At 45.1% G+C, this 16,035-nt stretch carries 12 protein-coding genes and 1 other annotated feature; all 12 genes read right to left on the bottom strand.

Translation table 11 applies throughout. The features are described from left to right. Positions 1-17: 17 nt before the first annotated feature. The 12 genes from rplC to rplJ all read right to left on the bottom strand — a co-directional run bounded on the left by rplC (position 18) and on the right by rplJ (position 15,815). Entirely contained in the window at positions 18-653 is a 636-nt protein-coding gene (gene rplC / locus ACJA3J_RS00720; protein WP_089654434.1) for a 50S ribosomal protein L3, read from the bottom strand. A gap of 32 nt (positions 654-685) precedes the next feature. Then, on the bottom strand, positions 686-994 hold the full coding sequence (rpsJ, locus tag ACJA3J_RS00715; protein WP_089654435.1) for a 30S ribosomal protein S10: 309 nt from the start codon (positions 992-994) through the stop codon (positions 686-688). A 751-nt stretch (positions 995-1,745) separates the two neighbouring features. Beyond that, entirely contained in the window at positions 1,746-2,936 is a 1,191-nt protein-coding gene (gene tuf / locus ACJA3J_RS00710) for an elongation factor Tu (protein WP_089654436.1), read from the bottom strand. A 128-nt stretch (positions 2,937-3,064) separates the two neighbouring features. Next, the gene (gene fusA / locus ACJA3J_RS00705; RefSeq protein ID WP_406945266.1) at positions 3,065-5,143 is read right to left on the bottom strand and encodes an elongation factor G; all 2,079 of its coding nucleotides are present in this window, start codon (positions 5,141-5,143) and stop codon (positions 3,065-3,067) included. Positions 5,144-5,185: 42 nt separating this feature from the next. Then, positions 5,186-5,656 carry a 30S ribosomal protein S7 gene (rpsG, locus tag ACJA3J_RS00700; protein WP_160916734.1) on the bottom strand — a complete coding sequence of 157 codons (471 nt, stop codon included), beginning with the start codon at positions 5,654-5,656 and terminating at the stop codon, positions 5,186-5,188. A gap of 52 nt (positions 5,657-5,708) precedes the next feature. Continuing rightward, positions 5,709-6,128, bottom strand: coding sequence for a 30S ribosomal protein S12 (gene rpsL, locus ACJA3J_RS00695; RefSeq protein ID WP_089654439.1), 420 nt, complete (start codon positions 6,126-6,128; stop codon positions 5,709-5,711). Between the two features lie 94 nt (positions 6,129-6,222). Next, positions 6,223-6,474 (bottom strand): 50S ribosomal protein L7ae-like protein, encoded by a 252-nt coding sequence (locus tag ACJA3J_RS00690; RefSeq protein WP_089654440.1) that lies wholly within the window; start codon positions 6,472-6,474, stop codon positions 6,223-6,225. Positions 6,475-6,616: 142 nt separating this feature from the next. After that, positions 6,617-10,228 carry a DNA-directed RNA polymerase subunit beta' gene (gene rpoC, locus ACJA3J_RS00685; RefSeq protein WP_089654441.1) on the bottom strand — a complete coding sequence of 1,204 codons (3,612 nt, stop codon included), beginning with the start codon at positions 10,226-10,228 and terminating at the stop codon, positions 6,617-6,619. Positions 10,229-10,300: 72 nt separating this feature from the next. Further along, entirely contained in the window at positions 10,301-13,828 is a 3,528-nt protein-coding gene (rpoB, locus tag ACJA3J_RS00680) for a DNA-directed RNA polymerase subunit beta (protein WP_089654442.1), read from the bottom strand. Between the two features lie 311 nt (positions 13,829-14,139). Continuing rightward, positions 14,140-14,745, bottom strand: coding sequence for a class I SAM-dependent methyltransferase (locus ACJA3J_RS00675; RefSeq protein WP_406945265.1), 606 nt, complete (start codon positions 14,743-14,745; stop codon positions 14,140-14,142). A 153-nt stretch (positions 14,746-14,898) separates the two neighbouring features. Next, the gene (gene rplL / locus ACJA3J_RS00670; protein WP_089654443.1) at positions 14,899-15,264 is read right to left on the bottom strand and encodes a 50S ribosomal protein L7/L12; all 366 of its coding nucleotides are present in this window, start codon (positions 15,262-15,264) and stop codon (positions 14,899-14,901) included. A 50-nt stretch (positions 15,265-15,314) separates the two neighbouring features. Then, a complete protein-coding gene (gene rplJ, locus ACJA3J_RS00665; RefSeq protein WP_089654444.1) occupies positions 15,315-15,815 on the bottom strand; it encodes a 50S ribosomal protein L10 in 501 nt (166 codons plus the stop codon). 43 nt (positions 15,816-15,858) lie between these two features. Beyond that, positions 15,859-16,004 (bottom strand) — a sequence feature (ribosomal protein L10 leader region). Positions 16,005-16,035 lie beyond the last annotated feature (31 nt).

The following is a 16,035-nucleotide window of genomic DNA, read 5'->3' as shown; positions in this document are numbered from 1 at the left end:
TATCCTCCCTTCGTTTATTATTTGCTAGCCTTAATTGCACTTGTAATCTTAACGTAAGATTTTTTCGCGCCTGGTACATTACCTTTGATAAGTAGTAGATTACGCTCAGCGTCCACTTTTACTACTTCCAGGTTTTGTAGAGTTACTGTTTCGCCACCCATTTGTCCTGCAAGACCTTTGCCTTTGAAAACTTTGGATGGGTCAGCACCTTGCCCCATAGAACCGGAACGACGGTGGAAACGGGAACCGTGAGTTTTAGGTCCAGTAGATTGGTTATGGCGCTTGATTGCACCCTGGAAACCTTTACCTTTAGAAGTTCCTGTAACGTCAATAGCGTCACCAGCTTCGAAAATATCAACTTTAACCTCTTGACCTAGTTCAAAGTCATCAAGGTTTGTATTACGGAATTCACGAACGTAGCGCTTAGGTGTTGTGCTTGCTTTATCAGCGTGCCCTTGAGCAGCTTTCTTCAAGCGGTTTGACTTTTCATCAGCAAAACCGAGTTGGATCGCTTCATAACCGTCATTTTCTGTTGTTTTCTTTTGAAGAACAACGTTTGGCTCAGCCTGAACAACTGTTACTGGGATCAACTCGCCATTTTCGGAGAAAATTTGAGTCATGCCGACTTTTCGTCCTAAGATTCCTTTCGTCATCCGTTACACCTCCTATTATCTTTACGATTTATTTATAGTTTGATTTCGATATCCACACCAGATGGTAGATCCAAACGCATAAGTGAATCAACTGTCTGTGGTGTTGGATTAACAATGTCGATTAGACGTTTGTGTGTGCGCATTTCGAACTGCTCACGAGAGTCTTTATACTTGTGAGTCGCACGAAGTACAGTATAAACAGAACGCTCTGTTGGAAGCGGGATCGGACCAGATACATTAGCTCCGGAACGCTTCGCAGTGTCTACGATCTTTTCTGCGGACTGATCAAGTACTCTGTGATCATACGCCTTTAAACGAATACGAATTTTCTCTTTTGCCATTATTTTCCCTCCTTCTTCGCCCATTTTTGAAATAGACATTCTCCGCGAAAAAAACTTGACCACCAGCCATGGCAAAGGGGCCGGGTGTGTCAACAACCTTTCGCTTCATCGCCTTTTATGACCAACATTATTCATTATATAGAAGAAATGCGGTCAATGCAAGGATAAATCCATAATTATTTTCATTACGGACACTTAAAATATTATACTAGCGTCCAGGACGTTTTTCAAGGGGAAACCAAGCATCCATGGGGTTTCCGCCGAATTTCTTTGACCGCCTCTTTGAAATCCATTGTCCATTAAAACAAATATACATTAGAATATCAACCACTTCTGTGTAAAGAATAGTTGTCTGAACATTCGAATGCCTTAGTAAAATATAGACACCACGTAATTCATAGTTGATATTGTTTAAAATACATCTTCCTTAACCTTCACACTGGCCATCCCCTCTTCAATGCTCACATCTCCAGTGTAAATAAGTAACACTTTCCCTTGGATAAAAAAACGTACGTGTGTAATATCATTCAATCAATAGATTAATTCAGTTTCTTTTTCCGTGTAATAGTAAGGGAATTAAAAATAAAGCGTATCCACCAGCCCGAATAAGATTCCGTATGTTCTAAAGCCAATATCGTATAGGAGCATACCTTTTAGTTTAGCTGAGGAAGTAGACGTAGAGCCTTATTTTTTCAATAAAAAAGAGCAACAGCCAGAAGCTGTTGCTCTCTATATTAGGATAGAACTGAAATTACTTAGTGATTTCAGAAACTACGCCAGAACCTACAGTACGTCCACCTTCACGGATGGAGAAACGAGTTCCGTCCTCGATCGCGATTGGGGAAATAAGTTCTACAGTCATTTCAACGTTGTCCCCAGGCATAACCATTTCTACGCCTTCAGGAAGTTGAATAACACCAGTTACGTCCGTAGTACGGAAGTAGAACTGTGGGCGGTAGTTAGAGAAGAATGGAGTGTGACGTCCACCTTCATCTTTAGCTAGTACATAAACTTCAGCTTTGAAGTTTGTGTGTGGTGTGATGGAACCAGGCTTAGCTAGTACTTGACCACGGTTGATGTCTTCACGCTTAACACCACGAAGAAGTGCACCGATGTTGTCTCCAGCTTCAGCGTAATCTAGAAGCTTACGGAACATTTCAACACCAGTTACAGCAGTTTTGCTGGACTCTTCAGCCATACCGATGATTTCAACTTCGTCACCGACTTTAACTGTTCCACGCTCAACACGACCAGTTGCAACTGTACCACGACCAGTGATAGAGAATACGTCCTCAACTGGCATCATGAATGGCTTGTCAGTGTCACGGTCTGGAGTTGGAACATACTCGTCAACTGCGTCCATAAGATCGTAGATTGCTTGCTCATACTTCTCTTCACCTTCAAGAGCTTTAAGAGCAGAACCGCTGATTACTGGTACGTCATCACCATCGAAGTCGTACTCAGAAAGTAGATCGCGAACTTCCATTTCTACTAGTTCAAGAAGCTCTTCGTCGTCTACCATGTCAACTTTGTTCAAGAATACAACGATAGCTGGTACACCTACGTTTTTAGAAAGTAGGATGTGCTCACGAGTTTGTGGCATTGGACCGTCAGCTGCAGATACAACTAGGATCGCGCCGTCCATTTGAGCAGCACCAGTGATCATGTTCTTAACGTAGTCCGCGTGACCTGGGCAGTCAACGTGTGCATAGTGACGAGTTTCTGTTTCGTACTCAACGTGTGCAGTGGAGATTGTGATTCCACGCTCACGCTCTTCAGGAGCACCGTCGATCATGTCATATGCCATTGCTTCACCAGAACCAGAACGCTTGTGAAGTACAGTCGTGATTGCTGCAGTTAGAGTTGTTTTACCGTGGTCAACGTGTCCAATAGTACCAATGTTAACGTGGGACTTGGACCGGTCAAATTTTTCTTTACCCATTGTATATTTCCTCCTTTAGATAAGTAACAAGTTTGGTTTCAAAGATTTATGATGCAGCTTAGGAGTAAGACTAGAGTCACTCCTAAGCTTACAATACAAGTTATACTTTAACTCGTCTAAAAAATCAATTATTCACCAGCATTTTTCTTGATGATTTCCTCAGAGATGCTCTTCGGAACTTCTTCATAGTGGTCGAAGTGCATTGTGTACGTACCACGGCCTTGAGTGTTGGAACGCAACGCTGTTGCATAACCGAACATCTCAGAAAGTGGAACAAATGCTTTTACCACTTGTGCATTACCACGAGTTTCCATACCTTCTACACGTCCACGACGGGAAGTTACATCACCCATGATATCGCCCATGTATTCCTCAGGAATAACGACTTCTACTTTCATCATTGGTTCAAGTAGAACGGGCTTACACTTGTTTTTCGCCTCTTTAAGTGCCATGGAAGCGGCAACTTTAAAGGCCATTTCATTGGAGTCGACATCGTGGTAAGAACCATCGTAAAGAGTCGCTTTGATGTCTACCATAGGGTAACCAGCCAATACACCGTTTTCCATAGATTCTTTGATTCCTTGTTCTACGGATGGAATGTATTCACGTGGTACAACACCACCGACGATCTTGTTGACGAATTCGAAACCAGCGCCTTCTTCGTTAGGCTCGAACTCAACCCATACGTGACCGAATTGTCCACGACCACCGGATTGACGTACGAACTTACCTTCCACTTGCGCACTTCCGCGGAATGTTTCGCGGTAGGCAACTTGTGGAGCACCAATGTTCGCTTCAACTTTGAACTCACGCTTCAGACGGTCAACGATGATGTCTAGGTGAAGCTCACCCATACCTGCGATGATCGTTTGACCTGTTTCAACGTTTGTTTCCGTTTGGAACGTTGGATCTTCTTCAGCTAGTTTACCAAGAGCGATGGACATCTTATCTTGGTCAGCTTTAGATTTAGGCTCGATAGCAACAGAGATTACCGGATCAGGGAATTCCATGGACTCAAGAATAACAAGACTCTTTTCGTCACATAGTGTATCACCCGTACCTGTATCTTTAAGGCCTACCGCACCAGCGATATCCCCTGCATACACAGTGGAGATCTCTTCACGAGAGTTTGCGTGCATTTGTAGGATACGACCTACACGTTCTCGCTTATCTTTCGTGGAGTTTTTCACGTATGAACCAGCACTCAATGTACCGGAGTACACGCGGAAGAAAGTCAATTTACCTACATAAGGGTCTGTCGCAACTTTAAATGCCAATGCAGAGAATGGCTCGTTGTCGTCAGGTTTACGTACGACTTCTTCATCTGTTTGTGGTACGTGACCTTCAATTGGAGGTACATCTAATGGAGATGGAAGATAGTCAAGAACACCGTCAATTAGAAGTTGAACACCTTTGTTTTTGAAGGCAGAACCACAGAAGACAGGATAGAATTCAACACTTAGAGTCGCTGTACGGATTGCCGCCTTCAGCTGGTCGTTCGTGATTTCTTCTCCCTCTAGATACTGCATCATCAAGTCTTCATCAAGTTCTGCAACAGCTTCTACAAGCTTGCCACGATACTCTTCAGCTTGCTCCTGGTACTCATCAGGAATCGGGCGAGCTTCCGCACGTGTTCCCAAGTCGTCCATGTAGTAGTATGCTTCCATCGTTACTAGGTCGATGATTCCTTCGAACTCATCTTCTGCTCCGATAGGAAGTTGAACAGCTGCTGCATTTGCTCCTAGGCGGTCTTGCAACGTGCCTAGGGAGTAGATGAAGTCAGCTCCGATTTTATCCATTTTGTTAATGAATACGATACGTGGAACACCGTATGTTGTAGCTTGGCGCCAAACTGTTTCTGTTTGGGGCTCAACACCAGATTGTGCGTCAAGGACAGCTACGGAACCATCAAGTACACGCAGGGAACGTTCAACTTCAACAGTGAAGTCTACGTGACCTGGAGTATCAATGATGTTGATACGGTGACCTTTCCACTGAGCAGTTGTAGCGGCGGATGTGATTGTGATTCCGCGCTCTTGTTCCTGCTCCATCCAGTCCATTTGGGAAGCTCCTTCGTGAGTTTCACCAATTTTGTGGATACGTCCTGTGTAGAAAAGAATACGCTCTGTCGCCGTTGTTTTACCAGCGTCGATGTGAGCCATGATCCCGATATTCCGGGTCTTTTCCAAGGAGAACTCTCTAGCCATGCATCTTTCTCCTTCCTGTTTGAACCTTTATTTTTTTGATGATTACCAGCGATAGTGAGCGAATGCTTTGTTCGCTTCCGCCATCTTGTGCATTTCTTCGCGACGCTTCACGGATGCACCTGTGTTGTTAGCTGCATCTAGAATTTCGTTAGCTAGGCGCTCTTCCATCGTTTTCTCCCCGCGTAGACGAGCATAGTTTACGATGAAACGCAAGCCTAGTGCCTGGCGACGTTCTGGACGAACCTCAACAGGTACCTGATAGTTGGAACCACCTACACGACGAGCGCGCACCTCCAATACAGGCATTACGTTCTTCATTGCTTGATCAAATGCTTCCATAGCGTCATTGCCGCTACGTTCTTGAACAAGTTCAAATGCTTTATAAAGGATTTTCTGTGCTTTACCGCGCTGACCGTTAACCATGATTTGGTTGATCAAGCGTGTAACAAGCTTAGAGTTATACATTGGATCTGGTAACACATCACGTTTAGCTACTGGACCTTTACGTGGCATATGTTCCCCTCCCTTCTTGAGTGTTTTTATTTAAGCGATATTTGCATATCGATTATTTTTTAGCTTTTGGCTTTTTCGTACCGTATTTGGAACGACCTTGCATACGACCATCAACACTTGCTGTGTCAAGAGCGCCACGTACAACAGTGTAACGTACACCTGGCAAGTCTTTAACTTTACCTCCACGGATAAGAACAACACTGTGCTCTTGAAGGTTGTGGCCTTCACCAGGGATATAAGCGTTAACCTCTAGCTGGTTAGTTAGACGAACACGTGCATACTTACGTAGGGCAGAGTTCGGTTTCTTAGGTGTCATTGTTCCAACACGTGTGCAAACCCCACGTTTTTGTGGAGAAGAAAGGTCAGTCATACGCTTTTTATAGCTGTTGTAACCTTTGTTCAAAGCTGGAGAGTTAGACTGCTTTGTTTTGCTCACGCGTCCTTTGCGTACCAATTGGTTAATTGTTGGCATGTTTGTATCCTCCCTTCGTACTTTTTTAATACCACACATCCAGGTGGTTCATAAAAAGGCAAAAAACAAAGCTTTCGCGTAGAACGCCAAAACTTTATTGCTTTATCGCCACTGTAGCCGCACCAACATCAATACCACATGCATTCCCGAGCTCCTCCATCGAAGGTACCCGTGTGTGAGGAATGTTCAGTTGTTGGGCTAATTTAGCTACTTTTAGTGTCATCGACTGATCAGCATCGTCAGCCGTTATGACTTCAACCACTTCACCATTTTTCATGGCTTTCAGTGTTTGTTTGGTTCCAATGATTATATCGGATTTAGCCTGTGCTACTTTTTCATAAGACATCTTCATATCCTCCAAAGTAACAAGGATAAATGGAAGCACCTTGATTATATTATCACTCACCCAAATGCATGTCAACTGCATCTGGGTGAGTTTTTTGGTGCTCCCTTTAATTTTACACCTTGTTAACATCTACTTCTTTATTTTAAGAATGTGTGACTTCTTCCGTCACTTCTGGAACCTCTTGCCGTTGTTGCTCGGATTGCGCTTGGATCTTGCGGTAACGAGTCATCCCCGTGCCTGCAGGAACAAGCTTACCGATAATAACATTCTCTTTCAATCCTAGCAACTCATCGCGCTTACCTTTAATGGCTGCGTCTGTAAGGACACGTGTTGTTTCCTGGAAGGATGCAGCAGATAGGAAGCTGTCTGTTTCAAGAGACGCTTTGGTAATACCAAGGATGACTGGTCGGCCGACTGCCGGTTGACCACCTTCCATAAGCGCTTTTTGGTTCGCTTCTTTGAATTGGTGGATTTCAAGTAGAGAACCTGGAAGTACATCAGTGTCACCAGAATCAAGGACACGTACTTTACGAAGCATCTGGCGTACCATAACTTCGACGTGCTTATCGGAGATTTCCACCCCTTGCATTCGGTAAACTTTTTGAACTTCTTTGAGAAGGTATTCTTGAACGCCATCAAGGCCTTGAACGGTCAGTAATTCTTTAGGATCGATGGAACCTTCAGTTAGAGGTTCACCTGCTTTGACCTCATCTCCAACTGACACTTTCATACGTGCACCATATGGAGCAGTGTAAGAACGTGATTCTACAGCACCTTGAACGACGATTTCCTGCTTCTCTTTGACTTCATTGATTTCATGGACCGTACCGTCGATTTCTGTGATAACGGCTTGACCTTTCGGATTACGTGCTTCCACGATCTCCTGGATACGCGGAAGACCCTGCGTGATATCGTCTCCGGCTACACCACCTGTGTGGAAGGTACGCATTGTAAGCTGGGTACCCGGCTCACCGATGGATTGAGCAGCGATGATTCCAACTGCTTCACCGACTTCAACTTCATCACCTGTAGCAAGGTTACGGCCATAACACTTCTTACAAACTCCGTGTTTCGTATTACATGTGAATGCCGTACGGATCACGATCTCTTCAATGCCAGCATCAACGATTTGACGTGCGACATCTTCATAAATGACTTCATTTCTTTCTACAAAAATAACGCCGGTTTCAGGATGTTTCACTGTCTGGAATGCTGTACGTCCGATAAGACGGTCGATCAATGGTTCGACCACTTCTGTTCCCTCTGTCAATGCAGCTACAGGGAGACCACGGTCCGTTCCACAGTCATCTTCACGAACAATAACATCTTGCGCTACGTCTACAAGACGACGAGTCAAGTAACCGGAGTCGGCTGTCTTAAGGGCCGTATCGGCAAGTCCCTTACGGGCACCGTGTGTAGAGATGAAGTACTCGAGTACCGTCAGACCTTCACGGAAGCTTGACTTGATCGGAAGTTCGATGATTCGCCCAGCCGGGTTGGCCATCAGACCACGCATACCAGCAAGCTGCGTAAAGTTAGAGGCGTTACCACGGGCTCCGGAATCACTCATCATGAAGATTGGGTTACGCGGGTTCAAGGACTTCATCAGACGGTTCTGAATATCATCTTTAGCCGCAGACCATATTTCGATGACGCGATCGTAACGTTCTTCTTCTGTGATTAGACCACGACGGAACTGTTTCAAGACTTTATCCACTTTCTCCTGTGCTTCATCAAGAATTTCCTGCTTCTCTGGAAGTACGACAACATCGGATACACCGACAGTAATACCGGCCTTCGTGGAGTAAGCAAATCCAAGGTCCTTCATGCGGTCAAGCATCTTAGACGTTTCACTGATGGAGAAACGCTTAAACACTTCTGCGATGATATCACCGAGGATTCCTTTCTTGAATGGAGATACTTCTTCGCGTTTAGAGATCTCTTCACGGATATCTGTACCCTTCTCAATGAAGTAATGATCAGGAGTCTTGATTTCCAAGTTCTCTTTCGTCGGTTCATTGATATATGGGAATGAATTCGGCAGCATTTCGTTGAAAATCAACTTCCCTACTGAAGTCAATAGAAGCTGCTGATTCTGTTTTTCAGTAAATGTTTCGTTATTTAAGGAGCTAGCCTGAACAGCTACACGAGTGTGCAGGTGGGCATAGCCGTTTTGGTAAGCCATTAAAGCTTCGTTCAAGTCTTTAAAGAACATGCCTTCCCCGATAGCACCTTTTCTCTCAAGAGTCAGGTAGTAGTTACCTAATACCATGTCCTGGGAAGGTGTAACGACCGGCTTACCATCCTTAGGGTTAAGGATGTTTTGAGCAGCAAGCATCAAGATACGCGCTTCCGCCTGAGCTTCTGAGGAGAGTGGCACGTGTACGGCCATTTGGTCTCCATCGAAGTCGGCATTGTATGCGGTACATACAAGCGGGTGCAGACGAATGGCACGACCTTCAACAAGTGTCGGTTCAAAGGCCTGGATACCCAGACGGTGCAATGTTGGTGCACGGTTGAGTAGAACAGGGTGTTCTTTGATAACATCTTCAAGGACATCCCATACTTCGTGGTGCACGCGTTCAATCTTACGCTTCGCTGATTTGATGTTATGAGCAAGACCTCGGGATACGAGTTCTTTCATAACGAATGGTTTGAACAATTCAAGGGCCATTTCTTTAGGAAGACCACACTGGTACATCTTCAAGGATGGTCCGACGACGATAACGGAACGGCCGGAATAGTCGACACGCTTACCTAGCAAGTTCTGACGGAAACGTCCTTGCTTACCTTTCAACATGTGAGAAAGAGATTTAAGCGGTCGGTTCCCTGGTCCTGTTACAGGACGGCCGCGACGACCATTGTCGATTAAGGCATCGACAGCTTCTTGCAGCATACGCTTCTCGTTTTGAACGATGATTGTCGGTGCGCCAAGATCCAACAAACGCTTCAAGCGGTTGTTACGGTTGATCACACGACGATACAAGTCATTCAAATCAGAAGTTGCAAAACGTCCACCGTCAAGCTGGACCATTGGACGAAGTTCCGGCGGGATAACCGGAAGAACGTCAAGAATCATCCATGATGGATCGTTTCCTGAGTTACGGAAGGATTCTAATACTTCAAGACGCTTGATTGCACGTGTACGACGTTGTCCTTGAGCTGTCTTCAGCTCTTCTTTCAACGTATCTACTTCACCATCAAGGTCGATATCGTATAGAAGCTTACGGATCGCTTCCGCACCCATAGCTGCCTGGAATCCTTGTCCGAACTTCTCTCGGTAAGAGCGGTACTCTTTTTCAGAAAGCAATTGCTTTCTCTCAAGAGCCGTCTCTCCTGGGTCCGTTACAATATAAGCTGCGAAATAGATGACTTCCTCCAACGCTCTTGGAGACATATCCAACACAAGGCCCATACGGCTTGGGATTCCCTTGAAGTACCAAATGTGAGAGACAGGGGCAGCTAGCTCAAGGTGCCCCATACGCTCACGGCGAACTTTCGCCTTTGTTACTTCAACGCCACAACGGTCACAAACGACACCTTTATAACGGACGCGCTTATATTTTCCGCAGTGACATTCCCAGTCTTTCTGCGGGCCGAAAATTCGCTCACAGAAAAGACCGTCTTTTTCTGGTTTCAACGTACGATAGTTGATGGTTTCTGGCTTCTTAACCTCACCGTAGGACCAAGAACGAATCTTATCCGGTGAAGCCAGCCCTATTTTCATATACTCAAAGTTATTTACATCTAGCAAGGGGCCTACCTCCCTTTCAGTATCCAGGTTTTACCCTAAACTTAGAACACGAGCAGCAGCAGTGTTTCTATCTTAGTCGTCTAAGTTCAAATTCTCGGATTCTTTGGTTTGCTCTTCTTCGATATCGCGCATTTCAATCTCTTGTTCATCACCAGAAAGGATCTTCACATCCATACCTAAACTCTGAAGCTCTTTAATCAGAACCTTGAATGATTCAGGGACACCAGGTTCAGGAACGTTGTCACCTTTAACGATGGCTTCGTACGTTTTCACACGTCCGACGACATCATCTGATTTAACAGTCAAGATCTCTTGAAGAGTATAAGCAGCACCATATGCTTCAAGTGCCCATACCTCCATCTCACCGAAACGCTGTCCACCGAATTGCGCTTTACCGCCAAGCGGTTGTTGCGTAACCAATGAATATGGTCCAGTTGAACGGGCGTGCAGTTTATCGTCAACCATGTGCGCCAGTTTAATCATATACATGACACCGACGGATACTCGGTTATCAAATGGGTCACCTGTACGTCCATCGTATAGGATTGTTTTCGCATCACGTGCCATACCGGCTTCTTGCAATGTTTCCCAAACGTCTTCCTCACGTGCACCATCAAATACTGGGGTAGCAATTCTTTCACCCATCAAACGAGCAGCCATACCCATGTGCAGCTCTAGTACCTGACCGATGTTCATACGCGATGGAACACCTAGTGGGTTCAACATGATGTCTACCGGTGTACCATCCGGAAGGAAAGGCATATCTTCTTCTGGAAGAATCTTAGAAATAACACCTTTGTTTCCGTGACGACCGGCCATCTTATCCCCTTCAGAAATCTTACGCTTCTGAACGATATAGACACGGATCAATTGGTTTACACCTGGTGGAAGTTCGTCACCGTCTTCACGGTTGAAAATCTTCACATCAAGGACAATTCCGCCTGCACCGTGTGGCACACGCAAGGAGGTGTCACGGACTTCGCGGGCTTTTTCACCGAAGATCGCATGAAGGAGACGTTCTTCTGCAGATAGTTCCGTTACACCTTTTGGCGTAACTTTACCAACAAGCAGATCTCCATCGCTTACTTCAGCACCTACGCGAATAATTCCTCGATCGTCCAAGTCACGAAGAGCATCTTCACCAACGTTTGGAATGTCACGAGTGATTTCTTCTGGTCCAAGCTTCGTATCGCGGGCTTCAGATTCATATTCTTCAATATGAATGGACGTGTACACGTCATCTTTAACGAGACGTTCACTCATGATGATCGCGTCCTCATAGTTGTAACCGTCCCATGTCATGAAGGCGACAAGAGGGTTTTGCCCCAGTGCCAGCTCACCCATATCCATGGAAGGTCCGTCAGCCAGGATTTCCCCTTGCTTAACGCGATCCCCTTTAGAAACGATCGGGCGCTGGTTGTAACAGCTTCCCTGGTTGGATCGAATGAACTTCTGCAAACGATAACGATCAAGGTCTCCTTCGACCTCTTTGCCATCCACTTCAGAAATGCGGCGGACACGAACTTCTTTCGCTTCTACGCGCTCAACAATTCCTTCGTGTCTACAAATGACAGCAGCCCCTGAGTCTTTACCAGACACATACTCCATACCTGTACCGACAAGCGGCGCATCAGGCTTGAGCAATGGTACAGCTTGACGCTGCATGTTCGCACCCATCAAGGAACGGTTGGAGTCATCGTTCTCAAGGAAAGGAATACATGCGGTCGCAGCAGAGACAACCTGCTTCGGTGATACGTCCATGTAGTCGATACGGTCACGACTGACAACAGTGTTTTCACCACGGAAACGAGCAATAACTTCTTCATCTGTAAAAGCTCCATCATCTTCAAGCTTAGCGTTCGCCTGTGCGACAACGTAATTGTCTTCCTCATCGGCTGTCAGATAATCAATTTGAGCTGTTACTTTATTCGTATCTGGATCAACGCGGCGGTAAGGTGTCTCGATGAAACCAAACTCATTCACTTTCGCATAGGAGGAAAGGGAGTTGATCAAACCGATGTTTGGTCCTTCCGGCGTTTCGATTGGACACATACGACCATAGTGGGAGTAGTGTACGTCACGAACTTCAAATCCTGCACGCTCACGAGTCAGACCACCAGGCCCCAATGCTGAAAGACGACGTTTGTGCGTCAGTTCTGCAAGCGGGTTCGTTTGGTCCATGAACTGAGACAGTTGGGAGCTTCCGAAGAACTCTTTGATTGAAGCAATCACAGGACGAATATTAATCAATTGTTGTGGTGTGATGGAGGACGTATCTTGAATAGACATACGCTCACGAACCACACGCTCCATACGGGAAAGACCGATTCGGAATTGGTTCTGCAGCAATTCACCAACAGAACGCAGACGGCGGTTTCCAAGGTGGTCGATGTCATCTGTTCCACCAACATCGTGCAACAAGTTGAAGAAATAGCTGATGGAAGAAAGGATATCCGCAGGGGTAATGTTCTTCACGTCACGGTCAATGTTTGCATTACCGATGACATTGATGGAACGTTCACCTTCTGGGTCCGTCGGGTCAACAATTTTGACAGACTGAACCTGGATAGGATCTTCAAGGACTCCGTCTACCGGGTCCAGCGATTCTTCACTCAATGTGCCTTCTTCGTCATCAAAGTGAGGGATCAGCTTATTCAATAGGCGACGATCGATCTTGTCCCCTTTTTCAGCGATCACTTCGCCTGTTTCTTCATCCACCAGCGTTTCTGCCAGCGTCTGGTTAAACAAGCGGTCTTTGATGTGAAGCTTTTTATTCATTTTATAACGACCTACACGGGCTAGGTCATAGCGTTTCGGGTCGAAGAAACGGGAAACAAGCAAGCTTTTCGCATTTTCTACCGTCGGCGGCTCGCCAGGGCGTAGACGCTCGTAGATTTCAAGCAACGCTTTCTCTGTGTTTTCCGTATTGTCTTTTTCCAACGTGTTCTTCAAGTATTCGTTGTCACCAATAAGATCGATGATCTCCTGGTCAGTGCCGAATCCTAAAGCACGTAAAAGCACGGTGATCGGCAACTTACGAGTACGATCGATACGGACGTGTACTACGTCTTTTGCATCGGTCTCAAACTCAAGCCACGCTCCGCGGTTTGGGATGACGGTAGCTGTGTAACCTCTCTTACCATTCTTATCAATCTTCTTGTTAAAGTACACGCTAGGAGAACGAACAAGCTGAGAAACGATAACACGCTCTGCACCATTGATTACAAAGGTACCTGTGTCTGTCATAAGCGGGAAGTCACCCATAAATACTTCTTGTTCTTTCACTTCTCCCGTCTCATTATTTAAGAGACGTACTTTCACACGAAGTGGTGCGTTATATGTTACATCGCGATCCTTTGACTCATCGACTGGATACTTTGGTTCGCCAAGGCTGTAGTCCACAAACTCCAGTGACAAATTACCTGTGAAATCTTCGATTGGGGAAATATCCTGGAACATTTCCTTCAAACCTTCTTCTAAGAACCAATCGTAAGAAGCGGTTTGAATTTCAATCAAGTTCGGTAATTCTAATACCTCACTGATGCGTGCATAACTTCTGCGCTGGCGGTGTCGTCCATACTGAACTAGTTGACCTGTCAACTGATTCACCCCTCAAATCAAGCATTTTAATAACGAAAAAAGGGTCCGGCAAGACATGCCGAACAGGCTTGCGGTTGATCTTGCCACAAGCACTATTTAAACATCCGTTTCGCAACGAATGGTGATTCTTCATTTCTCTCTAACGTTAGACAAAAAAGAAAAAGGCTTTTCATACATAAAAACCTCATTTACTTTCAGTGTTCGATTTTACCATTCTGACCATCTATCAACTTTTTATACATATTTCTAAAAAAAGACTTGACAGACTTCAGATATATTGGCATTTTTCAATACTAGCACAACTAATAGGGCTAGTCAAACTTTTTAGCTTTAAGGATGTAATACCCCTTCTGCTTTTCCATGACCTCTGCGTTACCGAACAATTCTTCGAGTTTCTTCTTTGCAGACGGCGCCCCCTGCTTCTTTTGAATCACGACCCACAACTCCCCTTCAACAAGTAGAGCTTCCTTCGCTTCTTCAAACATCGTGTGGACGACTTGTTTACCGGCTCGGATAGGCGGGTTTGTAAGAATAGCAGCAAACTTCTGATCTTCTATTCCCTGTAAACGGTCACTTTCTCGAATCGTAATGTTCACAACTTCATTATCCGCTGCGTTCTTCTCCGCAAGTCCCAAAGCTCTCTCATTAACGTCGACCATGAATACGTGACGACCTTCATGGACTTTAGCTAGAGACAAACCGATCGGGCCATAGCCACAACCAAGGTCAAGAATGTCCCCGTGAACACCTGGTTCTTGAAAGGTTTCAATCAATAAACGCGATCCGAAATCCACTTCTTTTTTAGAAAAGACGGCATTATCCGTCGTGAATGTGAACACATGACCGAGCAACTCAAAGTTCCACGTTTTTTCTTCACTGCTCGTCGTTGTTTTCTTTGAATAATAATGCTCCGACATAATCCGAACACCTTCTTTTTCATCTATTGAAATGGCAAGGTTTATTCCCTGTTTCTAGCAAGTCTAGCAAAGCATGTGCACTCTTGCTAAATATCCCTGTTAAGAAAAAGAAAGCCCGCCGATAAATCAGCGAGCTTTACTTTAAACATTCTCTTACTTAACTTCGACAGATGCGCCTGCTTCTTCAAGCTTAGACTTGATCTCTTCAGCTTCTTCTTTAGAAATAGCTTCTTTGATTGTTGCCGGAGCACCATCAACCATTTCTTTCGCGTCTTTAAGACCAGCACCAGTGATTTCACGTACTGCTTTAACTACTTTGATCTTAGAAGATCCAGCAGATTCTAGTACTACATCAAATTCAGTTTGCTCTTCAGCAGCTTCGCCACCTGCAGCAGGCGCGCCAGCAGCAACTGGAGCTGCAGCAGATACACCAAATTCTTCTTCAATTGCTTTAACTAGATCGTTAAGCTCAAGAACAGACATTTCCTTAATCGCTTCGATAATTTGTTCGTTAGACATGAGAAATTTCCTCCTTAGTGTTTGTTGTTATAGTTTAAACGAACGCTAACTTACGCGCTTTCTTCTTCTTTTTGATCCGCGATCGCTTTCGTAGCGTAAGCGAAGTTGCGGATAGGTGCTTGTAGTACGCTTAGGAACATAGATACAAGACCTTCGTAGTTTGGAAGGTTTGCAAGTTCTTTGATTTGCTCAAGAGTTGCAACTTGTCCTTCAACTACCCCACCTTTGATTTCAAGACTATCGTGATCTTTAGCGAAGTTGTTCAATACTTTAGCCGCAGCTACAGCATCGTCTTCATGGAAAGCGACAGCTGTCGGTCCTTGAAGGACTTCGTTAAGTTCAGATAGCTCTACTTCGTCAGCAGCACGACGGACCATTGTGTTTTTATACACTTTGAAATCTACGCCTGCTTCACGAAGCTGGGTACGAAGTTCAGTAACTTCTGCTACATCAAGTCCGCGGTAGTCTACAACGACTGCAGATTTACTGTTGCGGAACTTGTCAGCCAAGTCAGATACAATCTGTTTCTTCTGTTCGATAACACTGCTCATTGTTCCACCTCCTATTGACTTTTCATCATACCGTTCGAAGGTTTTACTCGTAAAAAAACACCTCCACATAGACATGGAGGTGTTTTATAGAGCAGGGCAGATCGCGCTGCTCTATTTATATCACACACCTCGGCAGGATATTAAGCGGAAACCCACACCTGCTGTCTACGGTATAACGTATTTATTTATACAACGCTACCTAGTATATATCGTAGATAAC

It is taken from the genome of Halobacillus sp. SY10 (assembly GCF_045401165.1).
Classification (GTDB): Bacteria; Bacillota; Bacilli; order Bacillales; family Halobacillaceae; genus Halobacillus; species Halobacillus aidingensis.
Note: the sequence above shows the minus strand (reverse complement) of the source record. Positions and strands in the feature narration are given on the sequence as shown.